Origin of the sequence: Hymenobacter psoromatis, assembly GCF_020012125.1 — a bacterium.
Classification (GTDB): domain Bacteria; phylum Bacteroidota; class Bacteroidia; order Cytophagales; family Hymenobacteraceae; genus Hymenobacter; species Hymenobacter psoromatis.
In genome coordinates, this window is record NZ_JAIFAG010000001.1 from 309711 (window position 1) to 330803 (window position 21093).

Genomic DNA, 21093 nt, shown 5'->3' on the forward strand with positions numbered 1-21093 from the left:
GTTAAATTATTTATAGCTGCGCTGGGTGAGCTTCACGTTCTCAAACACCAGTTCTTCCTTGTTGAGGCGCTCGGGCTGGTTTTCGCCCATATATTCCCAAGCTGCCACGTAGGCGTACTCGTCGTCGCGGCGCAGGGCCTCGCCTTCCTCCGTAGCGTATTCCTCGCGGAAGTGGCCGCCGCAGCTTTCGTTGCGGTCCAGGGCATCGTCTACCATGAGCTCGCCTAGCTCGATGAAATCGGCCACGCGGCTGGCTTTTTCCAGCGCCTGGTTCATTTCCTCGCCGGTGCCCACCACCTTCACATCCTGCCAGAACTCCTTGCGCAGCTTGGCAATTTCGGCCTTAGCGTAGCGCAGGCCCTCGGCGTTGCGGGCCATGCCGCAATATTCCCACATAAGGTGGCCGAGTTTTTTGTGAAACTCATCCGGCGTGCGGTTGCCCTTGATGCTGAGCAGCTGCTCCACGCGGGCCTGCACGCCCGCCTTGGCCTCGGCGAAGGCCGGGTGGTCGGTGGTAACCGGCTTGGGGGGGGTAGCAGCCAGTTGGTCACCAATGGTGTATGGGATAACGAAGTAGCCATCAGCCAAGCCCTGCATGAGCGCCGAAGCACCCAGGCGGTTCGCGCCGTGGTCTGAGAAATTGCACTCGCCGGCCGCATAGAGGCCCGGAATGGTGGTTTGTAGATTGTAGTCTACCCACAGGCCGCCCATTGTGTAGTGCACGGCGGGGTAAATGCGCATGGGCCGCTCGTAGGGGTTCTCGTCGGTAATCTTCTCGTACATCTCGAAGAGGTTACCATATTTCTGACTCACCGCCTCGGCGCTGGTGCGCTTGATTACATCGGCGAAGTCGAGGTATACGGCCAGGCCCGTCGAGCCTACCCCCTTCCCTTCGTCGCACATCTGCTTGGCATTGCGCGAGGCTACGTCGCGCGGCACGAGGTTGCCAAACGCCGGGTACTTGCGCTCCAAGAAATAGTCGCGGTCATCTTCCTGCACGTCCTGGGGCTTGACTTCGTCCTTGCGCACGCGCTCGGCCATTTCCTTGGTTTTGGGCACCCACACCCGGCCGTCGTTGCGCAGCGACTCCGACATCAGCGTCAGCTTCGACTGGTAGTCACCCGATACCGGGATGCAGGTAGGGTGAATCTGGGTGAAGCACGGATTAGCGAAGTATGCGCCCTTCTTGTGGGCGCGCCACGCCGCCGTGGCGTTGCAGTACATCGCGTTAGTACTCAGGTAAAACACGTTACCGTAGCCGCCGGTAGCCAGCACCACAGCGTGACCCGCGTGGGTCTGCACTTCGCCCGTGATGAGGTTGCGCGTCACGATGCCGCGAGCCTGGCCATCTACTACCACCACGTCGAGCAATTCCGAGCGGGTGTACATCTTCACTTTGCCGTAGGCAATCTGGCGGCTCAAAGCTGAGTAGGCTCCTAACAGCAACTGCTGCCCGGTCTGGCCGCGGGCGTAGAACGTGCGGCTTACCTGCGCGCCCCCGAAGGAACGGTTGGCCAACAGCCCGCCGTATTCACGGGCGAAAGGCACGCCCTGGGCCACGCACTGGTCGATAATGCTGACCGACACCTGGGCCAGGCGGTACACATTGGCTTCGCGCGAGCGGTAGTCGCCCCCCTTAATAGTATCGTAGAACAGCCGGAACACCGAGTCGCCGTCGTTCTGATAGTTCTTAGCCGCGTTGATGCCGCCCTGCGCCGCGATGGAGTGCGCCCGGCGCGGCGAGTCGTGGTAAGTAAAGGCTTTCACATTGTAGCCCAACTCAGCCAGCGAGGCCGCCGCCGCCGCGCCCGCCAGCCCGGTGCCCACCACAATCACGTCGTATTTCCGCTTGTTGGCGGGGTTCACGAGCTTGACGTTGAACTTATGCTTGTCCCATTTCTCAGCCAGGGGGCCTTCGGGCGCTTTGGAATTCAAAACCATAGTTGTTGCTGGGCTAATTAGTTGAGGTGCTACTTGAATGGCGATGCGCTGAAGCGAAAAGGATTTCTGACGTTGAAACAGTTACCGGAATGATTTTTCCCGCTGCTGGTCAGCGCCGCAAGCAAGTAGCACATCAAAAGCAGTCGATTACTGAAAGGCTACAGTCAGGTGGTGCAGGATGGCCGGCGCACTGGTAATGAGCGCACCTTTCTCGTTGGTAAAGAAGAGAAAGTAGAGCGGCATCGAAGCAAAACCGGCTGACACAAGGACAGCGAACGCATAGCCAAAGTTTTTAATTAATGGCATATACTTGCGGTGGTTCAGGCCCAGCGTTTGGAAGCCCGAGCGGAAGCCGTGCCAGAGGTGGTAGCCCAGGCTGGCCTGCGCTGCCACGTAGAGAATAACGTACCACCACTGGTGAAACGACGACACCACGAGCTTGTACAAATCATCGTTGCGGTTGATGTCCGGGTCGAGGGTGCCGAAGCGGGCGCGCCAGAAGAAATTGTACAGATGCACAATCAAAAATACCAGGATGATGGAGCCCAGAATGCCCATGTTGCGCGAGGTCCACTCCGAATTTTGCTTGGCCTGCCACTGCACGTAGCCGTGGGCGCGGGCGCTCTTGTTGCGCAAGGACAGCATCACGGCTTCGTAGATGTGGAAGCCGAAGCCTAGCACCAAGCCCCACTCGATGGTGCGGATAACCGGGTTGTGCCCCATAAAATGGGAGTACACATTAAACGCTACCCCGTCGTCATTCTTGAAGAGCTGGAAGTTGCCGATGAGGTGCACCACCAGGAACGTGCAGAGAAACAGCCCGGTGAGCGACATAACAATCTTGCGCCCGATGCTGCTGGTGAAGGTTTTTGTAAACCAATTCATAAAGTTTTCAGTCGAAAAAGTGACCGTTTGTGCTGCCCAAAGGTAGGGCCGCTACCGGCTCTGCCCCAAGCCGGGCAAGTGAATGAGTGCTATTTAGAAGGATTAAAACCAAGCCTAAAATCCCTTGGCCTACCCCGTGAATCAATCCAGCAAAAACGCCGTTAGCCGATTTGCTACGTACCTTCCTCAACCAAAGGGGTCCGAAAAAAGTTGGGTGATACGACAGGCTATTTGGGGAGCTTTGGGCAGGGGGTAGCAAAATCAATTTTCAACGCTGGTAGATTATGCGCTTTTTTTTATCTTTTGCCAAGAATAGCCGGCGCGCCACTTGGCTGCTGGCCCTGTTGCTGGTCGGGCTGGGCTGGTTGCGACCCGAGGTAGCCCAGGCCACGCACATCCGCGCCGGCGATATTCAATCCAAGGTGGACAGTATCACGGGTAACCCGAATCATATCCTTTTCAGGCTGACGATTTACCGGGATAAGAACGGTATCGACCAAACACTTGCAGATACAAACATATTTTTTGGTGATGGTACGACGCTAAACGGTGGGGATAAAGATGCTTCCGGCCAGCCCTTGATGACCCGCAGGACGGACGTTGCGCGTTCGACAGTTGACACCGACGTATATCTCTTTGAGTTTGACCACTTTTTTTCAGGAGCAGGTTTATACCATGTAAGCTTTATTGGCGAAAACCGCAATGCAAACATTGTGAATATGGCCAATTCGGTTAACACGTCTTTCTATGTCCAATCAGATGTAACCATTAATTCGGCGTATGGACTAAACCATTCGCCCGTGCTTTTGGCTCCGGCATTGGATAAGGCCGCTACAGAGCAGGTGTTTTTGCATAACCCCGCGGCGTATGATGCTGATGGCGACTCGCTATCCTTCAAGCTACGCACCTGCCAACAAGTATTAGGTGGCGCACCCGCTGCTAAGAGCAATAAGAACGTAGCCGTTCCGGTAGACTGTAGTAACTACACGTATCCTGATAATCAAGCGCTCGCACCCGGTGCCAAGCAGGTGCCTTATACCGGCGTACCGGCCGGCGACCCCACCAAGAATGCCATTCTGGTGCAGGACGTGCATACTGGCCAGATTACCTGGAACGCCCCGGCGCGGGCGGGCATCTACAATATTGCCTTCACAGTGGAGGAGTGGCGGCGCACGGCCAATGGCTTCCGGCAGATTGGCTCAGTTATCCGCGACATGCAGATTATCGTGTCGCCCACCGATAATCTGCCGCCCATGCTCACGGCGCCGCCCGACGTGTGCGTGGTGGCCAACCAACCCGTGACGCTGCGCATCTCGGCTACCGACGGCTCGGCCCCTGGCGCGGCGGCCCCTACCCCCATCACGCTGTTTGCCTACAGCGGCGTACTGCCACCCACGGCTTCCAACCCGGCCGCCTTCGTGAAGAACACGACAAGCACCACTTCGACCGGCACCTTTACCTGGACGCCCGATTGCAGCCGGGTGTCGAACCAGCCCTATTTGGTGGTGTTTAAGGCGCAGGATAGTCCGCCCAACCCCAACGTGACAACGCCGATTCTCATTGATGAGAAAACGGTGCGCATTACGGTGGTAGGGCCGCCGCCGCAAAACGTGCGCGCCGTGGCCGCCAGCAGCTCAGCGGGCCTCGTGAGCCTCGTGACCTGGGACCGCTACAGCTGCCAGAATGCCAAAAACCTGCTGATTTTCCGGCGCGAGGGCTGCTACAACTACACGCCCGGCCCCTGTGATACGGGCTTACCCGCCGGCTCGGGCTACGTGCAGGTGGGCTCGGTGCCGCCCACGGCTACCACCTTCACCGACGATAACGCGGGCAAGGGCCTGACGCGGGGCAAAGCTTACAGCTACCGCGTGTACGCGATGTTTCCGCTGCCTTCGGGCGGGGCCAGCATCGTCTCGAACGAGGCGTGCCTGACCTTTAGCGGGCGCTCGGCAGTGCTCACCAATGTGGACGTGAACACGACCGACGCCACCACCGGCCAGATTACGGTGAAGTGGACCCAGCCGCGCGCCGACAACGCCGGCACGTTTGGCGCGCCCTATGGCTACCGCCTCAGCCGCAGCATTGGAGCCGGCGCGCCCGCCCTGGTGGCCACGCTGACCAACCTCACCGATACCACCTACGTGGACCGGGGCCTGAATACCACGGCCAGCCAGTATACCTACACGCTGGCCTTCTTCAACACCGACCGCAGCACCGGCACGGCGGTGGAGAAGAGCGAAACCTCGCCGACCGCCACCAGCGTGCGCGCCAGCCTCGTGCCCGACGGCATTGCCAAGACCATCACCGTGAACTGGGCCTACACCGTGCCCTGGGATAACAGCCAGCAGCCCTCGCGCATCTACCGCCAGGATACGCCCACCGGCACCTTCAACCAGATTGCGACCGTAACGCCGAGCGCTACCAGCGGTACCTACGTGGACCGCGCCGTAGTAGCCGGCCAGCAGTACTGCTACTACGTGCAGACGACCGGGCAGTATGCAGGCGTCCCATACCTGCTCAACCTGCTGAACAACAGTCAGCAAGTGTGCACCACGCTGCAAGAAGTGCCCTGCACGCCGGTGCTGAGCGTGCAGCCGCTCAACTGCGACAGCCTGGCCAATCTGCCGTCCTACCCCGCCCCCGGCCAGCTATACCAGAATAACCTGCGCTGGACCGTGGGCAACACGCCCGCCGGCTGCGCCACCAACGCGGTGTATTACCGCTTGTTCCGCGGGACCACCCAGGCGGGGCCCTTCGTGCTGATTGACTCTACGACCCAGCTCACGTACAGCGACCGCAACTTGCCCCAGCCTACCAGCTGCTACCAGGTGCAGGCCGTGGCAGCTAGCGGCCAGCGCAGCGGCCTCAGCAACATCGCGTGCCAGAACGACTGCGTGTTCTTCCTGCTCCCCAACATCTTTACGCCCAACGGCGATGGGGTGAATGAGGTGTTCCGCCCCAAAACGAGCAGCCCGATTACCACGACGCACATCCAGATTTTCAACCGCTGGGGCGTAAAGGTGTACGAGAGCAGCGCCGACCCCTACATCAACTGGACGGGTGGCGGCGTGGCCGGCGAAAGCACCAGTAGCGGCCTGGTTTCCAACGGCGTTTACTACTACCTGGCCGAAGTGCAGTTTGCCGATGCCGCCAAAACCAAGCGCACCTACAAGGGCTGGGTAGAGGTTGTCAGGTAAAGTAGGGTAGGCTTCCGCCTATTGTTTTCAGTTTGTCTTTTAAAAAGCCGCTCCTCATCGGGGCGGCTTTTTTGTCTTTATTTTGCCCGGATAACGGGTTCCTGGTTTCTGATTTCTCGTCTGAGAGACAACGAGAAACAAGGAACCACTAACACAGAACGATTTTGACTCCTTCCAACGCTGGCCTGACGGCCGTACTCTTTCCCGGCCAGGGCTCGCAGTTTCCGGGCATGGCCCGCGAGCTATACGCGCAGAGCGAAGCCGCCCGCGCCCTGCTCAATCAGGCCAACGACCTGCTGAGGTTTGACCTCACTAAGTTAATGTTCGAGGGTAGCGAAGAAGATTTGCGCCGCACCGACGTTACTCAGCCCGCCGTGTTCGTGCATTCGGTGGCGCAGTTCGTGGCCCGGTCGGGTGGGCTGCCCGCGATGGTGGCCGGCCACTCGTTGGGCGAGTTTTCGGCGCTGGTGGCGGCGGGCGTGCTTTCTTTCGCCGATGCCCTACCCCTGGTAGCACGCCGCGCCCAGGCCATGCAGGCCGCCTGCCAGGAGCAGCCCGGCACGATGGCCGCCATCCTGGGCCTGCCCGATGAGGCCGTGGAGCAAGGCTGCGCCCAGGTAACGGCCGGCGGCGACGTGGTAGTGGCCGCCAACTACAACTGCCCCGGCCAGCTCGTCATTTCGGGCACGGTGGCCGGCATCACCAAAGCCTGCGAGGTGCTGAAAGCCGCTGGGGCCAAGCGCGCCCTACCCCTGCCGGTGGGCGGGGCCTTCCACTCACCCTTGATGCAGTCGGCCCAGGCAGCCCTGGCCGAGGCCATCGAGCGCACGGCCTTCCGGCCCGCCCGCTGCCCCGTGTACCAGAACGTGGACGCCGCTCCCCACCGCGACCCGGCTAAAATCAAAGCCAACCTGCTGGCTCAGCTCACGGCTCCCGTCCGCTGGACGCAAAGCGTGCGGGCCATGTTTGCCGACGGCGCGACGCACTTTGTGGAATGTGGCCCCGGCAAGGTATTGCAGGGCTTGGTCAAGAAGATTGAGCCCGCGGCCATTCTGGAATAAAAAGGGGTAGCTGGCCTAGCTAACTACCTTCCATCTTATTGACCTTCAGCTCGTCCGGGCACTCCGCCAGCAGCTCGGCCACGGTGCGGCTCAGCTGCGGGTGCACCAGCTGCGGAGCCAGCTCGGCTAGCGGCACGAGGGCAAAGCGTCGAAAGGGCAGTGCCGGGTGCGGCACGGTGAGCGTGGGGATAGTGATTATTTCCGACCCAAAAAGCAGCACGTCCACGTCCAGGGTGCGGGCTCCCCAGCGCACGCGCCGCTCGCGGCCCTGCCGCAGCTCGGCGGCCTGGCAGGCCGCCAGTAGGGCCGGGGCATCCAGCGAGGTTTCGAGGGCCACTACCTGGTTTAGAAAATCGGGCTGGTCCTCCACGCCCCAGGCGGCGGTTTCATAGAGGGCCGAGGCGGCTACCACATGCCCGGCCGCGCCGGCCAGGTCGGTGCGGGCTCGCGCCAGGCGGGCGGCGCGGTCGCCCAGATTGCTGCCCAGCAGCAGGTAAGCCAGAGTAGTCAAGTGGAAATTTAGTATTTGGAATGAGGAATTTCCTTCGCTTCAAAGCTAATTCCACATTTCTTCGAAGAAAGCGGAGGTGCGCTCGGCGATGAGCTGCGCCGGGGGGGGTAGGGCCGGGCCGGCCCACGGGTGCGCGCCGCCAAACATGTGGCCCGCCCCCGGCACCACTAGCACTTCGGCAGCGGGCTGGCCGGCGTGCAGTTGGTACACGGCCGCCAGCGGCACCGTCTCGTCCTCGTCGCCGTGAATGAGCAGCAGCGGCTGGCGCAGGCCCGGCACCAGGGCCGGCAAATCGAGCCGGGCCCGGTGGGCGAAGAAATTTTCGGCCAGCTGGTAGTACAGCGGCATTTGCTGGCCGGTGCGGGCGTTGGGCACGTAGAGTACGCCCTCGCGCTGCCATTGCGCCACCACGTCGGCGGGCCAGCGGGGGTGCAGGTCGGCCACGGCGGCCCAGGTAGCCACGGCCGCCACGCGCGGGTCTTCGGCAGCCTTGAGCAGCACGAGCGCGCCACCGCGGCTGTGGCCCACCAGGTAGAGGCGGCGCAGGTCGAGGCCAGCGGCGGGCAGGGGGGTAGCCCCCGGTGTGTGCAGCGCGTCCAGCAGCTGGCCCAGGTCGTCCAGCTCCAGGCTGAAGTTATTCTGGCCGAAGGCTTCCAGGTCTTCCAAATCGCCGGTACCACCCACCACCACACCATTATGCGAGAGGTTGAGCTTGATGAATACGAAGCCTTTTTCGGCAAAAAACCGGGCCAGCAGCCCAAAATGGCCCCAATCCTTGAACCCCTTAAAGCCGTGCACGAACACGATAATAGGCTGCGGCTGCCCGGTGGACTGGTAGGTGGCATCGGCGGCAAAAGGGCGGCCGTGGGCGCGGCCAACTAGCGTGAACTCGACGGTACGGAGCATGGGGCGAAGGTAGCGCAGACGGCGTAATCCGCGCTGCTGGCCGTAATATTGCCTCCGCATGGCAAATCCGCTCGACCAGATTCAGGCTCCCATCGCGGTCGAAATGGCCGAGTTTGAAGTAAAATTTCGGCAGTCGATGCGAACCAAGGTGTTGCTGCTCGACAAGATAATGGGCTACATCGTGCGCCGCAAGGGCAAGCAGGTGCGGCCCATGTTCGTGTTCCTGACCGCCCGCGCCACCGCCGCCGACCCCACCGCCCCGCTGCCCGAAGCCGTTTCCCGCGGCGCGGCCCTCATCGAGCTGCTGCACACCGCCACCCTGGTGCACGACGACGTGGTGGACGAGAGTAACTACCGCCGGGGCTTTTTTTCCATCAACGCGCTCTGGAAGAATAAGATAGCCGTGCTCGTAGGCGACTATCTCTTGAGCCGTGGCCTCTTATTATCCCTCGAAAACGACGACTTTGACCTGCTCAAAATTGTGAGCAACGCTGTGAAAGAGCTGAGCGAAGGCGAGCTACTGCAAATTGAGAAAGCCCGCCGCCTCGACATTACGGAAGAGGTTTATTTCGACATTATTCGCCAAAAAACGGCCTCGCTCATCGCCTCCTGCACGGCCGTGGGCGCGGCGGCGGCTGGTGCCGACAAGGCCACCATCGAGCGCGCCCGGCTCTTTGGCGAGAAAGTGGGCATGGCGTTTCAAATAAAAGACGACCTTTTTGACTACGGCACGGCCGAAATCGGCAAGCCGGTGGGCATCGACATCAAGGAAAAAAAGATGACCCTACCCCTCATCTACGCCTTGCAGCAGGCCAGCTGGCTTGATAAGCGCCGCGTTATCTACAACGTGAAAAATAACGCCGGCCACCGCGACCGCGTGCAGCAGGTCATCGACTTCGTGAAGCAGTCGGGCGGCCTCACCTACGCCATCCAGACGATGGAGCGCTACCGCGACGAGGCCCTGGTAATCCTGCGCGAATTCCCAGCATCGGAGGCGCGCAACTCGCTGGAAATGTTGATTAACTACACCATAGAAAGAGAGAAGTAGCCTCCGCTTCGTCTGTCCTTGCGCGCATGTTGCGCATCAAGCAAGGACGAAGCAATCGCATCCAAATGGTAGCAGAACAAGCAATGCGGGTGTCGTTCGAGTACGATTGCCGCGTCCTTGTTTGATGCGCAACATGCGCGCAAGGACAGACGATTTTATCCAAGAATCAGCATCGCGTCTGGGCACAGCTCCGCCCAATAATCCCGCTCGCTGGCCGGGGCTACCCCCGGAAAATCGCCCCATCGGCCCTGCATATCGGCGATGAGCTGGCAGTGCAGGTGCGGCGGCCAGTCGCCGTTTTCGGGGTAGGGGCCGACGTGGGCAAATACCTGCCCGGCGGCCAGCGCCTGCCCGGCGGCCAGCCCCGGCAGGTCGGTGCGGGTGAGGTGGCCGTAGAGGCTAAAGAAGGTAACGCCTTCCAAATCATGCTGTAAGATGACGGTCGGGCCGTAGTCGCCGAAATTAGTATTATCGGCCAGGCTATGCACCACGGCGGGCAGCGGGGTAGCCACGGGCGTGCCGGCCGGCACCCACACGTCGACGCCCAGGTGCAGCGAGCGCGGCGCGGTCACGTCGTCAAAGTGCGGGCTGCGGCGGTAGATGACGCGGTTTTCGAGATAGCCGCCGATGCCAATGGTGGCTTGCTGCTCGGTGAGCATATCGCGCACCAGCGCATCAAAAACGGCTGTGTCGCGCAGGCGCTCGGGGTGGCTGAGGCGCGGGTTGGCGGCGGTAAAATCGAGGCGAGCCACGCCGGGGCCGGCCAGTGAGCAGGAGGGTAGAATGGGGGCGAAAGTGGGCCGGTGCCGGGCCAGTAGGGGGGGTAGGGAAGCCATCGGCGGGCGAAGCTAGGGCCGGCAGGCTAAAACCCTACCCCCCTCCAAACCGGTTACGTAAACTTCACCCGCCACGCCCGCCGTAAATTTGTCCGCTTACTTATCGTTGCCCTATGTCGTCGTATCTGACGCTCACCGTCGTTGCCCTCACCCCGGAAACCCCGGATACCGTTACCATTCACTTGCAGCGGCCTGATGGCCAGACTGTTCCCAGTCAGCCTGGCCAGTTTCTGACCCTGCTCGTGCCCTGCGGCACGGCTGGTGGCCGGCCCGAGCGCCGCGCCTACTCGCTCAGCAGCACCTCTGCCGATGCCCCCCGCCTGTCCGTGACCGTGAAGCGCGTGACGAACGGTCTGGTCAGTAATTATCTACTTGATAACGTGCGGGTAGGGCAGCAGTACGAAGCCCTACCCCCCCTCGGCAACTTTGTGGTGCAGCCCAGCCCCAAGGCGGCGCGCTCGCTGGTGCTTATCGGGGCCGGCTCGGGCATCACGCCGCTCATGAGTATGCTCAAGGCCGTGCTGGCCAAGGAGCCACAGAGCCACGTGCTGCTTATTTATGGCAACCGTAACGAGAACTCGGTTATTTTTAAAGACCAGCTGGCGCAGCTCGAAGCTAGCAGCTGGGGCCGCCTGCAAGTGGAGCACGTGTATAGCCAGCCGCTGCACCCTACTAGCCCGCACCAGCACACCGGCCGCCTCAACCGCACCACTATTTTGCGCGTGCTGGAGCAGCGTCACCAGTTTCCGGCCCCGCAGGCGGAGTACTACTTCTGCGGCCCCGAGGGCCTGATGGCCGAGGCCCAGGCCGCCCTGGAATTGCTGCAAGTGCCCGCCAGTCGCATCCGCCGCGAGAGCTTCGTGGCTGCCGCCGATGCGGCCGAGGCCGGCGACGCGCACGGTGACTCGCTGGCTGGCCCCAACGACGGCCCCGTGACCGAGCGCACCGTTACCATTCAGTACGAAGGGAGCGAATACAAGCTGGTAGTGCCCGCCAAAACGACCATTCTCGACGCGGCGCTGGACCAGGATATCGACCTGCCCTATTCGTGCCAAGCCGGCGTGTGCACGGCCTGCCGCGGCAAGTGCCTCAGCGGCAAGGTGCACCTCGACGAGCGCGAGGGGCTGTCTGATGCCGAACTGGCTAAAGGCTATATTCTGACCTGCGTGGCCCACCCGCTGACGGCCGACGTGGTAATTGAAATTGGCTGATAATCAGCGCTGATTATAAGTAATAAAGCGCGGGTTAAATAACTTCCTAACAAATTATTCGGACTGCTTGTCTCTAGTTACGTAATTTGCTTATTATGGTGATTTCTGAGCTTGACATTCCAGCTGCTTCGCTGGCCACCGACACCGCCCGCCCGCCCCGCCACTACCTGCCCGAGGAATTTGAGGTGACCGACTGGGCGGCGTTGGAGCCTTTTTTTCAGGAATTAGAGCACCGTGCTGTGGCTGATGCGGGTACGCTGGAACGCTGGCTGCTCGACCGCTCGGAGCTGGAATCGGTGCTCAGCGAGGACCTGGCTTGGCGCTACATCCGCATGACCTGCGACACCCAGGACGAGGGCCGGGCCGAGGCGTTTCAGTTTTTTGTGCAGGAGGTAGAGCCCCGCATCGCGCCCTACGACCATGCCCTCAACGAAAAGCTGCTCGCCAGCCCCCACCTGCCCGCGCTGAGCCAGGCGCGCTACGGCGTATTTCTACGCTCGGTGCGCCGGGCTTCGGAGATTTACCGGGAGGAAAATATTACCCTCAAAACCGAGATTTCGACCAAGCAGCAGCAGTACGCCGCCACCGCGGGAGCCATGACCGTGACCCTCGACGGCGAGGAGCTGACGCTGCCCCGCGCCGCCGACCGCCTCAAGAGCCTGAGCCGGCCGGTGCGCGAACAAGCCTGGCGCGCCATTCAGGACCGCCGCCTGCGCGATAGCCAGCCGCTGGACCACCTCTTTACCGAGCTAGTGGGCCTGCGCCACCAGGTGGCGCTGAACGCGGGCTTCGCTAACTTCCGCGACTACATGTTTGCCGCGCTGGGCCGCTTCGACTATACTACCGAAGACTGCTTTGACTTCCACGCGGCCATCGCGGCCACGGTGGTACCGCTCATCAGTGAGTTTGACGAGGCGCGCCGCCGCGACTTGCAGCTGCTAACGCTCCGGCCCTGGGACCTCGACGTGGACCCCAGCGGCCAGCCGCCGCTACACCCGTTCCAGACCGGGGCCGAGCTGCTCGAAAAAACCGTGACCGTGTTTGAGCGCCTCGACCCTTTCCTGGGCGATTGCCTGCGCACGATGCGCCAAATGGGCCACCTCGACCTGGAAAGCCGCAAGGGCAAAGCCCCCGGCGGCTATAATTACCCGCTGGACGAAACCGGCGTGCCATTTATTTTTATGAATGCCACCTCGTCGTTGCGCGATGTGGTGACGATGGTGCACGAGGGCGGCCACGCCGTGCACTCGTTTCTCACCCGCCGCCTACCCCTCTCCGCTGACAAGCACCCGCCGAGCGAGGTGGCCGAGCTGGCTTCGATGAGCATGGAGCTGATGAGCATGGACCATTGGGACGTGTATTTTGAAGACCCCGCCAACCTGCGCCGGGCCAAGAAAACGCATCTTGAAGGCGTGCTCGAAACCTTCCCCTGGGTAGCCACCATCGATAAGTTTCAGCATTGGGTATACGAGCACCCGGCCCATACCGAAGCCGAGCGCCACCAGCGGTGGACCGAGATTTTTGCGGAGTTCAACCAGCGCAGCGTGAGCTGGAGTGGCCTGGAGCAGTTTCGCCCTACCCTCTGGCAAAAGCAGCTGCACCTCTACGAGGTGCCGTTTTACTATGTCGAGTACGCGATGGCGCAGCTCGGGGCCATCGCCGTGTGGCGCAATTTCCGGCAAGACCCCGCCGCCGCGCTGGCTGGCTACCAGCGGGCGCTGGCCCTGGGCTACACCGTGCCCATCGGTGAAGTGTACGCAGCCGCTGGTATTCGCTTCGACTTCAGCACCGAGTACCTGCGGCAGTTAGCCGACTTTGTGCGCGAGGAAATGGCCAGCTTGTAGTTTCAACAAAAGGTTATTGTCCTTGCCGCGCTGCGCTCGCAAGGACAATGACCTTTATTACCACTTATGCTCACCATTCCCGTTCTCAATTCCTCCCGGCACCCGCTGCCGGAATACCAAACTGCGCACGCCGCCGGCCTCGACTTGCGGGCCAATTTGCCGGGCGGCTCTGTGCAATTAGGGCCGCTGGAACGGGCGCTGGTTCCTACCGGCCTTAGCCTGGCCCTACCCCCCGGCTACGAGGCGCAGGTGCGCCCACGCAGCGGCTTGGCTTATAAGCACGGCATCGGCATCGTGAATAGTCCCGGTACCATCGATGCCGACTACCGGGGCGAGATTAGTGTGCTGCTAGTCAACCTTTCCAACGAGGAGTTTACCGTGCGCGACGGCGAGCGCATTGCCCAGCTGGTAGTGGCCCGTCACGAAACCATTGCGTGGCAGCCCGCCGAGACCCTCACCGAAACCGCCCGCGGCACCGGCGGCTACGGAAGCACGGGCTTATAAAGAGTAGTGATTAACGTTTAGTGATTAGTGTCGTTCAACGAGTAAGTAGCACAACCCTAATCCCTAAACGCTAATCTCTAGATTAATGCGCTACCGTGCCGGCGGCGCGCTGGCGGGCGATAATTTGCAGATTGCCGCCGGCAGTGTTAAGCTTCTGGCTCAGCTCACGAATTTTGTCGCCGGTGCCTTCGAAGCTGTGGATAGGTAGGGCGGCGCGAGCGGTGAGGTCGGCCAGCTTTTGGAACGATGCGCCCATTGCGCCGGGGTCGTTGCGCTGAATGTGGCCGTTGAGCAGGTCGAGTTCGGCGACAACGAGGCGCACGGCCGCGTTGTCGCTGCCACTTAGCAGCTCGTGCCAGTGGCTCACTTGCTGCTGGCCCGTGGCGGGGTCTTGCACAAAGCCGTTATTGACGGTGGCGTACAGGGCCTGAACGCTGGATTCGATTTCGGAGATAAAGTTCATGACGCAAAAGTAAGATGCCACTCCCCTAACGCGGTTGGCCGGCGGGCGGTTATGGCGCACGGCGCGTTTAAGCAGAAGCGGTAGCACCTTTGCGGCCGGGGGTAGGGGCAGAGTCGTCCCTACCCCCCGGCCTCCCTACAACGACCAGCTTCAGCTTGCTACAATGAATCTTATTACCCTCGCTGACCTGCACCAGGCGCAGCAGCGGCTGCGCGGCCTGGCCCGGCGCACGCCCCTGCTGCCCTTCGACCTGCCCGAGCTGGGCGGCGAGCAGGTGTACCTGAAGCCTGAAAGCCTGCAACTCATCGGCTCGTTCAAGATTCGCGGGGCCGGCAACCGCCTCATGGCCCTCACCGCGGCCGAGCGGGCGCGCGGCGTGCTGGCCTACAGCAGCGGCAACCACGCGCAGGGCGTGGCCTTCGCGGCGCGGCAGCTGGGCCTGCGCGCCACCATCGTGATGCCCACCAACGCGCCACGGGTCAAAATTGACGCTACCCGCGCCCTAGGGGCCGAAGTGGTGCTCTACGACCCGGCCCACGAAAAGCGCGAGGCCGTGGCCGCTCGCCTGCTGGCCGGGGCCGCCGCGCCGCCCGTGCTGGTGCCGCCCTTCGACGATGCTTACGTGATAGCCGGCCAGGGCACCGTGGGCCTGGAAATATTCGAGGACCTGCCGGCCGTGGACTTGGTGCTGACGCCCGTGGGCGGCGGCGGCCTGCTGGGCGGGGTAGCCGCCGCCCTCAAGCTGCTGAAGCCCAGCGTGAAAATTATCGGCGTGGAGCCCGAGCTGGCCGCCGATGCCCAGGCATCGTGGCGCAGCGGCCGGGTAGTGGAGTGGCCCGCCGCCGACACCAACCGCACGCTGGCCGACGGCGTGCGTACCCTGGCCGTGAGCGAGCTGACGCTGGCTCACCTACGCCAGTACGCCGACGACATCGTGACCGTGAGCGAGGCCGAGCTGCGCGCCGCCGCCCGCCGCCTACTCCTGGAAGCCCGCCTGGTAGTGGAGCCTACCGCCGCCCTGCCGCTGGCCGCGCTGCTGCGCCACCGCGCTGCCCTACCCCCCAGCCAGCACACGGTACTCGTGCTCACGGGCGGCAACGCCGACCCGGCCACGCTGGCGGAGTTGTTAGCCACCTAAAAATTTAAGCCGGGGTAGGGATGGGGCGAAGTTCAATTGCATCTTTGCCCGACCAGACCAGCCAACCGATTCGGCCTAAAGAGAGTAAGACTACATTAAGTACTTTCTGAAAAGAAAACACCTTCCACCCAATTTCACATATGAAAATCATCGTCCCGATGGCGGGCATGGGTAAGCGGATGCGCCCGCATACGCTCACCGTACCCAAACCCCTGATTCCAATTGCCGGCAAACCCATTGTGCAGCGCCTGGTCGAAGACATTGTGCGCGTCTGCAACGAGCCGGTGGATGAGGTTGCCTTCATCATTGGCCGCTTCGGGGCCGCCGTGGAAAAAAGCCTGAAAGCCATCGCCGAATCGGTGGGGGCCAAGTGCAGCATCTACTACCAGGACGAGGCGCTGGGCACCGCCCACGCCATTTTGTGCGCCCAGGATTCGCTGCACGGCCCGCTGGTAGTGGCCTTCGCCGATACGCTATTTAAGGCTGATTTCAAGCTCGATAGCTCGGTGCCCGGTACTATTTGGGTGCAGAAAGTGGACGACCCCCGGCCCTTCGGCGTGGTGAAGCTCAACGAGCAGGGCCAGATTACGGAGTTCGTGGAGAAGCCCGAAACCTTCGTCTCGGACCTGGCCATTATTGGTATCTATTACTTCCAGGATGGCGAATATTTGAAACGCGAGCTGCAATACCTGCTCGACAACGACATCAAAGACAAGGGCGAGTACCAGCTCACCAACGCCTTGGAAAACATGAAAAACAAGGGCACTGTCTTCGTGCCCGGCCAGGTCACGGAGTGGCTCGACTGCGGCAACAAGGATGCGACCGTGCATACCAACCAGCGCTACCTCGAATACCTGAAGGAGCGTGGTGAAAAGCTGGTAGCCGACTCGGCCAAAATCACCAACTCGGTAATTATCGAGCCGGTCTACATTGGCGAAAACGCAGTGATTACTAATTCGGTAGTGGGCCCGCACGTGTCGCTGAGCGCCAAGGCGGTAGTCGAAGACTCGCGCCTGGCCAACTCCATCGTGCAAAGCGAGGCCACCGTGCGCCACGCCAACGTGGCCAATTCCATGATTGGCAACAGCGCCAGCGTGACGGGCAAGCCCGCCGACCTGAGCGTGGGTGATTTTAATACCCTGCGCGTGTGATAAGTTGACGTGCTGGCGCGTTACTGAGCGGCGCGGCTCCCGGTGGGGGCCGCGCCGTTTTCGTGCGGCGGCTCCGTACATTCGCGGGTAGAGTAGGTTGATTAGTTAGTGACGTTATGCGATTTATACTTATGCGCTCATTTATTGGTAGTTTGCTAATGGTAGGGGCCCTGGCTGGGCCCGGCTGGGCGCAGGGCATTGAGCCGGGCATGGAGGGTAGGACGCCCCCCGAAGTGACCCCCGCCAAGCTCACGCGTAAGGAGCGGCGCGAGCTGGCCCAGCGCGTGGAAATCGAAGCTAAAAAGGTGGCCGCCCGCCCACCGCTTTCGCCCAAAGAGCGCGAGCTGAGCGAAGCGCTCTACACCGACGGTGTGAAGTATGTCATCTTGGAAGACTACCCCAAGGCTCTGGAGCGGCTGCTGAAAGCCTACACCCTGATGCCCGACAACGCGGCCGTTAATTACAAGCTGGCCGAGGCTAACTTGCTGAGCGGTAACCTGCGCGATGCCACCGGCTACGCCGAGGCCGCCGTGAAGCTCGACGCGAAAAACCCGTATTACTATCTGCTGCTGGCCCAGACGCAGGCCAGCCAGAAGCAGTACGAGGCCGCCACCGCCACCTACGCCAGCCTGGTGCAGCAGGTGCCCAACTCGGGCTCCTACCTCTTCCAGCTTGCCGACCTGTACCTGGCCCAAAACAAGCTGCCCGAAGCCCTGGCGACCCTCGACAAAGCCCAGCAGCAGTTCGGCAGCCTCGACGAGATTGCCTTTAAAAAGCAGCAGATATACCTGCGCCAGAACAACCTGCCGTTGGCGCTTAAGGAGGGCGAAACCCTTATTGCGGCCAACCCCAGCGAGCCGCGCTTCGTGCTGGCCCAGGCCGAGATGTATGCCGCCAATAACCGCCTGTCCGATGCCATTCGGGTGGCCGAGCAGGCGTTGCACCTCGACCCCGGCAACCCCCAGGCCCGCCTGATACTGGCCGACGTGTATCGCCAGCAAAACCAGCCCGCTGAGGTAGAAAAGCAGCTGCGCCTGGCCTTCGACAGCCCGGCGCTCGACGTGGACCAGGAGGTGCGTATTCTGGTGGGCTACCTCAAGCAGCTGCCCGACCCCAAAATCGCGCCTCTCGCCCACGACCTGGCCATTGCGACCATCCGCAACCATCCCCGCGAGGCCAAGGCCTACAACGTGGCCGCCGACGTGCAACTGCAAACCGGCCACAAAAAGGAAGCCCGCAACACCTACCTCAAAGCCCTGCAATTTGATAAGTCGAAGTTTCAAACCTGGCAGCAGGTGGTGCTACTCGATGCCGAGCTGAGCCAGACCGACTCGCTGCTCGTGCACAGCGACCGGGCCCTCGAATTATTTCCCAACCAGGCCCCGCTGTGGTTTTACAATGGGGTAGGGCGCCTGCTCAACAAGCAGCCCCAGCAGGCCGTGCAGGCCCTGGAGCACGGCCGCCGCCTGGCCGCCGGCAACCTGGAGCAGCAAAGCCAGTTCGACGCGCAGCTCGGCGATGCCTACCAGGAATTGAAAGAGTATGCCAAGTCGGATGCCGCCTACGACGCGGCCCTCACCGCTGACCCCAACAACTACGGCGTGCTCAATAACTACAGCTACTACCTGAGCCTACGGGGCGAAAAGCTCGACAAGGCTAAGGAGATGGCGGGCCGCACGGTGGCTAAATTTCCCGACAACGATACCTACCTCGATACCTACGCCTGGGTGCTCTACAAGCAGAAAGACTACGCCGGCGCGCGCCCAAGTCTGGAAAAAGCTGCCAAGACCAGCAAGGACGCAAGTATCCTGGAGCACTATGGCGACGTACTGTGGCAGCTCGGCGACCACGCCGGGGCCGTAGCGGCCTGGCAGCGGGCCCGCAAAGCCGGGGCCGGGGCCTCGCCGCTGCTCGACCGCAAACTCAAAGACCAAAAATTGTATGAATAAATCTGCGCTGCTTCTGGCCGGGCTAGCCCTGGCGGGCTGCCACCGCGCCGTTTCCACCAAGTCGGGCTCGCTCACGGCTGGCACCTCTACCGCGGCGGCCACCCTTGCCACGCCGTCGGGCGTGAAGGCCACCAATACCAACTTTCAGTACCTGAGCGGCCGCGGCAAAGTGCATCTCAAAACTAAAGACGCGGAGCAATCGGCCAACTTTGCTCTGCGCGTGCGGCGCGATTCGGCCATCTGGCTCTCGGGCTCGTTGCTGGGTTTTGAGGGGGTAAGGGCCCTGCTCACGCCCGACTCGGTGCGGGTGGTGAATCGCCTCAAGAAAGAGTACTTCGCCGGCGACTATGCCTACCTCAGCCAGCTGCTGAAGGTGCCCGTGACCTACCAGCAGATGCAGGACATCCTGCTCGGCGACTACCAGGAAGCCCCTAAGGGCGCGCTGCCCATAGTAAAAAAGGAAGGTGAGAACCAGTCGGTCACCTACCCAGTGGCCGCCCTCATTCTGGAGCAGCTGGTGAGCGGCGGCGACGGCCGCCTTCAGCAGCTGAAAGTGAGCGAAACCGCCGCCAAGCGCAGCCTCACCGTGGGCTATTCCGACTTCCAGAAGCCCACTGGCACGGAGTTGCCCTTCGCCTTCACCACCACCGTGCTGGGCCAGCAGGAGGGGGTAGCCAGCACCTCGGCCACCCTCAATTACCAGAAAGTAGAAGTCGGCTCCGGCCATCTGGATTTCCCGTTCAGCGTGCCGAAGGGGTATACCAAGCAGACCAAGATTAAGAAGTAGGGTAGGGCTTGTGGACTAGTGCGAATTTTATTTGAGTTAACTTGCTCTGATATAAAGAATTAAAACTTAACGTCAAAGCGCCCGTTGGTGACGCGCAACGTATTGCAGCCACCCGGCTCATACAGCGTAAAGGCAAAGCGACCCGCCGCAATGCGCGCTACCCCATCAAACTTGACCAATTCTACTTGGCCCGTTTTAATGAAATTACCGTCATATATACAACTAGGCCCACCAGAAAATGTATAAAATTGATTAGACCCAGTAGTAAAGGCCATCGAAGGATTAGTGGCAGGTACTATAGCAAACATGAACGTGGGTGGAGCTAATAATTGCCCATTCAGTACCATCGTAATCGAGCGGAAATCACCACTTCTATCGCCATTTGGGTAGAGGCTGGCACCCACAGATAGTCTAGTAGGTAATATCCACTCACCAGAAGTAGATATTGCGTTTGTTATAGTATAAGGCTTTCCATCAACCAAGCAGCCAAAAGTGCCGGCTCCGGTCTGGGTTTCGGGCGGCAGGGTGGCGAGCGGGTCGGGCGGCGGCGGCGGGGTTGGGTCGGGACTTTTATGCTTGCACTGGCTTAGGCCCAGCAGGGCGGCCAGCAGCAGGGGGGTAGGGAATAAGCGCATGGCAAAAAAGAATGTCAGAGTTGGCGAAATAGATTGAGATGAAACAAAAAAGTAGCTAGTAATTCATAAGCTCAAAAAAGAGGAGATAAAAAGGGTGAAAAGAGAAAGGGAATCAGAACCTGACATCAAAGCGCCCGTTGGTGACGCGCAACGTATCGCAGCCACCCGGCTCGTATAGCGTAAAGGCAAAGCTGCCCGCCACAATGCGCGCTACCCCGTCGAATTTTACTAGCTCTACTTGACCCGTTTTAATGAAATTGCCAGAATAGTAGCATTGTATCTTACCGACTGCATCTCCTGTAAACTGATTATAGCCTGGTGAGAAAATTGTATGTGGATTAGCGGAAGGAATAAGTGCAAACGTTTGATTATTCTGCAACTGCCCTTCTAAAATAATATGTGCAGTAAGCTTTTCTGCTGCTGATTGTCCGTTTAAGTTTGTGTCGCTACCTATAACGAAACGAATAGTAGATTGCCAATCCCCTCGCGCAGATGTTGTGAAAGGAGCTGTAAAAGCTTTGCCATTAATAAGGCAGCCAAAGGTGCCGGCCCCGGTCTGGGTTTCGGGCGGTAGGACAGTGAGCGGGTCGGGCGGCGGCGGCGGGGTAGGGTCGGGACTTTTATGCTTGCACTGGCTCAGGCCCAGCAGGGCGGCTAGCAGCAGGGGGGTAGGGAATAAGCGCATGGCTGAGGGGAGCGATTGAAAGTTTAAGAAATGTATAAAAAATAAAATAAAATTCCTACTGATTCCAGGTATTTAATTTTTATGTCCTCAATCGCAGCTGATTTTAGTGGCTCGGTTGCCACGGGCTGGTAGCCAAGCAGTAAAGGCCACGTAGTATGCCCGGCCGGGTAGATGACTGGCAGCGGCAAACGTAGGAATGGCTTCTTAGCCAGCGCAACCCTAAATGTGCTGGACCTGATAGTAGAAACCGGATTTCCTTGGCCGTGGAAAACCTAAAATATAGCTCTGGCAACCCACTGAGGCCGAAAGACGGGTCGCTGCTGAAGGACGTTGGGTCTACC

The 21093-nt window shown here is 60.8% G+C and carries 18 protein-coding genes; 10 read left to right on the forward strand and 8 right to left on the reverse strand.

Going from position 1 to position 21093, the window contains the following annotated elements:
• Nucleotides 1–6: 6 nt before the first annotated feature.
• Complete coding sequence (locus tag LC531_RS01295; RefSeq protein ID WP_223648520.1) at nucleotides 7–1941, reverse strand: fumarate reductase/succinate dehydrogenase flavoprotein subunit; 1935 nt, start codon at nucleotides 1939–1941, stop codon at nucleotides 7–9.
• Nucleotides 1942–2088: 147 nt separating this feature from the next.
• The gene (locus LC531_RS01300) at nucleotides 2089–2826 is read right to left on the reverse strand and encodes a succinate dehydrogenase cytochrome b subunit (RefSeq protein WP_223648521.1); all 738 of its coding nucleotides are present in this window, start codon (nucleotides 2824–2826) and stop codon (nucleotides 2089–2091) included.
• A 284-nt stretch (nucleotides 2827–3110) separates the two neighbouring features.
• Between LC531_RS01300 and LC531_RS01305 the strand changes: the two genes are divergently transcribed.
• Nucleotides 3111–6023, forward strand: coding sequence for a T9SS type B sorting domain-containing protein (locus tag LC531_RS01305; RefSeq protein WP_223648522.1), 2913 nt, complete (start codon nucleotides 3111–3113; stop codon nucleotides 6021–6023).
• A 185-nt stretch (nucleotides 6024–6208) separates the two neighbouring features.
• Nucleotides 6209–7084, forward strand: coding sequence for an ACP S-malonyltransferase (gene fabD / locus LC531_RS01310; RefSeq protein ID WP_223653828.1), 876 nt, complete (start codon nucleotides 6209–6211; stop codon nucleotides 7082–7084).
• A 19-nt stretch (nucleotides 7085–7103) separates the two neighbouring features.
• Here fabD and folK read toward each other — a convergent pair whose 3' ends face one another.
• Nucleotides 7104–7595: a 2-amino-4-hydroxy-6-hydroxymethyldihydropteridine diphosphokinase gene (gene folK, locus LC531_RS01315; protein ID WP_223648523.1), complete on the reverse strand. Its 492-nt coding sequence runs from the start codon at nucleotides 7593–7595 to the stop codon at nucleotides 7104–7106.
• Nucleotides 7596–7640: 45 nt separating this feature from the next.
• Nucleotides 7641–8501, reverse strand: coding sequence for an alpha/beta hydrolase family protein (locus LC531_RS01320; protein ID WP_223648524.1), 861 nt, complete (start codon nucleotides 8499–8501; stop codon nucleotides 7641–7643).
• A 58-nt stretch (nucleotides 8502–8559) separates the two neighbouring features.
• Here LC531_RS01320 and LC531_RS01325 point away from each other — a divergent pair, with 58 nt between their 5' ends.
• Nucleotides 8560–9549, forward strand: a complete 990-nt coding sequence (locus tag LC531_RS01325; protein ID WP_223648525.1) for a polyprenyl synthetase family protein — start codon at nucleotides 8560–8562, stop codon at nucleotides 9547–9549.
• A gap of 155 nt (nucleotides 9550–9704) precedes the next feature.
• Here LC531_RS01325 and LC531_RS01330 read toward each other — a convergent pair whose 3' ends face one another.
• Nucleotides 9705–10385, reverse strand: coding sequence for a peptidoglycan DD-metalloendopeptidase family protein (locus LC531_RS01330; protein WP_223648526.1), 681 nt, complete (start codon nucleotides 10383–10385; stop codon nucleotides 9705–9707).
• Nucleotides 10386–10498: 113 nt separating this feature from the next.
• On the opposite strand from LC531_RS01330, the gene LC531_RS01335 reads away from it, so the two are divergent.
• The 3 genes from LC531_RS01335 to dut all read left to right on the forward strand — a co-directional run bounded on the left by LC531_RS01335 (nucleotide 10499) and on the right by dut (nucleotide 13944).
• The gene (locus tag LC531_RS01335; protein WP_223648527.1) at nucleotides 10499–11596 is read left to right on the forward strand and encodes a ferredoxin--NADP reductase; all 1098 of its coding nucleotides are present in this window, start codon (nucleotides 10499–10501) and stop codon (nucleotides 11594–11596) included.
• A 95-nt stretch (nucleotides 11597–11691) separates the two neighbouring features.
• Nucleotides 11692–13440, forward strand: a complete 1749-nt coding sequence (locus LC531_RS01340; RefSeq protein ID WP_223648528.1) for a M3 family oligoendopeptidase — start codon at nucleotides 11692–11694, stop codon at nucleotides 13438–13440.
• Nucleotides 13441–13506: 66 nt separating this feature from the next.
• On the forward strand, nucleotides 13507–13944 hold the full coding sequence (gene dut / locus LC531_RS01345; RefSeq protein ID WP_223648529.1) for a dUTP diphosphatase: 438 nt from the start codon (nucleotides 13507–13509) through the stop codon (nucleotides 13942–13944).
• 82 nt (nucleotides 13945–14026) lie between these two features.
• Here the strand turns inward: dut and LC531_RS01350 are convergent, their stop codons facing one another.
• Complete coding sequence (locus LC531_RS01350; RefSeq protein WP_223648530.1) at nucleotides 14027–14407, reverse strand: hypothetical protein; 381 nt, start codon at nucleotides 14405–14407, stop codon at nucleotides 14027–14029.
• A 163-nt stretch (nucleotides 14408–14570) separates the two neighbouring features.
• On the opposite strand from LC531_RS01350, the gene LC531_RS01355 reads away from it, so the two are divergent.
• The 4 genes from LC531_RS01355 to lolB1 all read left to right on the forward strand — a co-directional run bounded on the left by LC531_RS01355 (nucleotide 14571) and on the right by lolB1 (nucleotide 19432).
• Entirely contained in the window at nucleotides 14571–15545 is a 975-nt protein-coding gene (locus LC531_RS01355) for a threonine ammonia-lyase (protein WP_223648531.1), read from the forward strand.
• Nucleotides 15546–15685: 140 nt separating this feature from the next.
• Nucleotides 15686–16696 carry a sugar nucleotidyltransferase gene (locus tag LC531_RS01360; protein WP_223648532.1) on the forward strand — a complete coding sequence of 337 codons (1011 nt, stop codon included), beginning with the start codon at nucleotides 15686–15688 and terminating at the stop codon, nucleotides 16694–16696.
• A gap of 131 nt (nucleotides 16697–16827) precedes the next feature.
• The gene (locus LC531_RS01365; RefSeq protein ID WP_223648533.1) at nucleotides 16828–18645 is read left to right on the forward strand and encodes a tetratricopeptide repeat protein; all 1818 of its coding nucleotides are present in this window, start codon (nucleotides 16828–16830) and stop codon (nucleotides 18643–18645) included.
• Nucleotides 18638–19432, forward strand: a complete 795-nt coding sequence (gene lolB1, locus LC531_RS01370; protein WP_223648534.1) for a lipoprotein insertase outer membrane protein LolB1 — start codon at nucleotides 18638–18640, stop codon at nucleotides 19430–19432. Before LC531_RS01365 ends, lolB1 begins: the two co-directional genes overlap by 8 nt.
• 59 nt (nucleotides 19433–19491) lie before the next feature.
• On the opposite strand, the gene LC531_RS01375 is transcribed toward lolB1, so the two are convergent.
• Together LC531_RS01375 and LC531_RS01380 are read right to left on the reverse strand one after the other, a co-directional pair.
• On the reverse strand, nucleotides 19492–20067 hold the full coding sequence (locus tag LC531_RS01375; RefSeq protein ID WP_223648535.1) for a Riean_0653 family protein: 576 nt from the start codon (nucleotides 20065–20067) through the stop codon (nucleotides 19492–19494).
• Nucleotides 20068–20179: 112 nt separating this feature from the next.
• Complete coding sequence (locus LC531_RS01380) at nucleotides 20180–20752, reverse strand: Riean_0653 family protein (protein WP_223648536.1); 573 nt, start codon at nucleotides 20750–20752, stop codon at nucleotides 20180–20182.
• Nucleotides 20753–21093 lie beyond the last annotated feature (341 nt).

Coding starts and splice junctions, on each gene's coding strand:
- LC531_RS01295 (WP_223648520.1), bottom strand. CDS start 1,941: ATGGTTTTGAATTCCAAAGCGCCCGAAGGCCCCCTGGCTGAGAAATGG.
- LC531_RS01375 (WP_223648535.1), bottom strand. CDS start 20,067: ATGCGCTTATTCCCTACCCCCCTGCTGCTGGCCGCCCTGCTGGGCCTA.
- LC531_RS01380 (WP_223648536.1), bottom strand. CDS start 20,752: ATGCGCTTATTCCCTACCCCCCTGCTGCTAGCCGCCCTGCTGGGCCTG.
- LC531_RS01360 (WP_223648532.1), top strand. CDS start 15,686: ATGAAAATCATCGTCCCGATGGCGGGCATGGGTAAGCGGATGCGCCCG.
- LC531_RS01335 (WP_223648527.1), top strand. CDS start 10,499: ATGTCGTCGTATCTGACGCTCACCGTCGTTGCCCTCACCCCGGAAACC.
- LC531_RS01365 (WP_223648533.1), top strand. CDS start 16,828: ATGCGCTCATTTATTGGTAGTTTGCTAATGGTAGGGGCCCTGGCTGGG.
- LC531_RS01340 (WP_223648528.1), top strand. CDS start 11,692: ATGGTGATTTCTGAGCTTGACATTCCAGCTGCTTCGCTGGCCACCGAC.
- dut (WP_223648529.1), top strand. CDS start 13,507: ATGCTCACCATTCCCGTTCTCAATTCCTCCCGGCACCCGCTGCCGGAA.
- LC531_RS01355 (WP_223648531.1), top strand. CDS start 14,571: ATGAATCTTATTACCCTCGCTGACCTGCACCAGGCGCAGCAGCGGCTG.
- LC531_RS01325 (WP_223648525.1), top strand. CDS start 8,560: ATGGCAAATCCGCTCGACCAGATTCAGGCTCCCATCGCGGTCGAAATG.
- LC531_RS01350 (WP_223648530.1), bottom strand. CDS start 14,407: ATGAACTTTATCTCCGAAATCGAATCCAGCGTTCAGGCCCTGTACGCC.
- LC531_RS01300 (WP_223648521.1), bottom strand. CDS start 2,826: ATGAATTGGTTTACAAAAACCTTCACCAGCAGCATCGGGCGCAAGATT.
- LC531_RS01330 (WP_223648526.1), bottom strand. CDS start 10,385: ATGGCTTCCCTACCCCCCCTACTGGCCCGGCACCGGCCCACTTTCGCC.
- lolB1 (WP_223648534.1), top strand. CDS start 18,638: ATGAATAAATCTGCGCTGCTTCTGGCCGGGCTAGCCCTGGCGGGCTGC.
- LC531_RS01320 (WP_223648524.1), bottom strand. CDS start 8,501: ATGCTCCGTACCGTCGAGTTCACGCTAGTTGGCCGCGCCCACGGCCGC.
- LC531_RS01305 (WP_223648522.1), top strand. CDS start 3,111: ATGCGCTTTTTTTTATCTTTTGCCAAGAATAGCCGGCGCGCCACTTGG.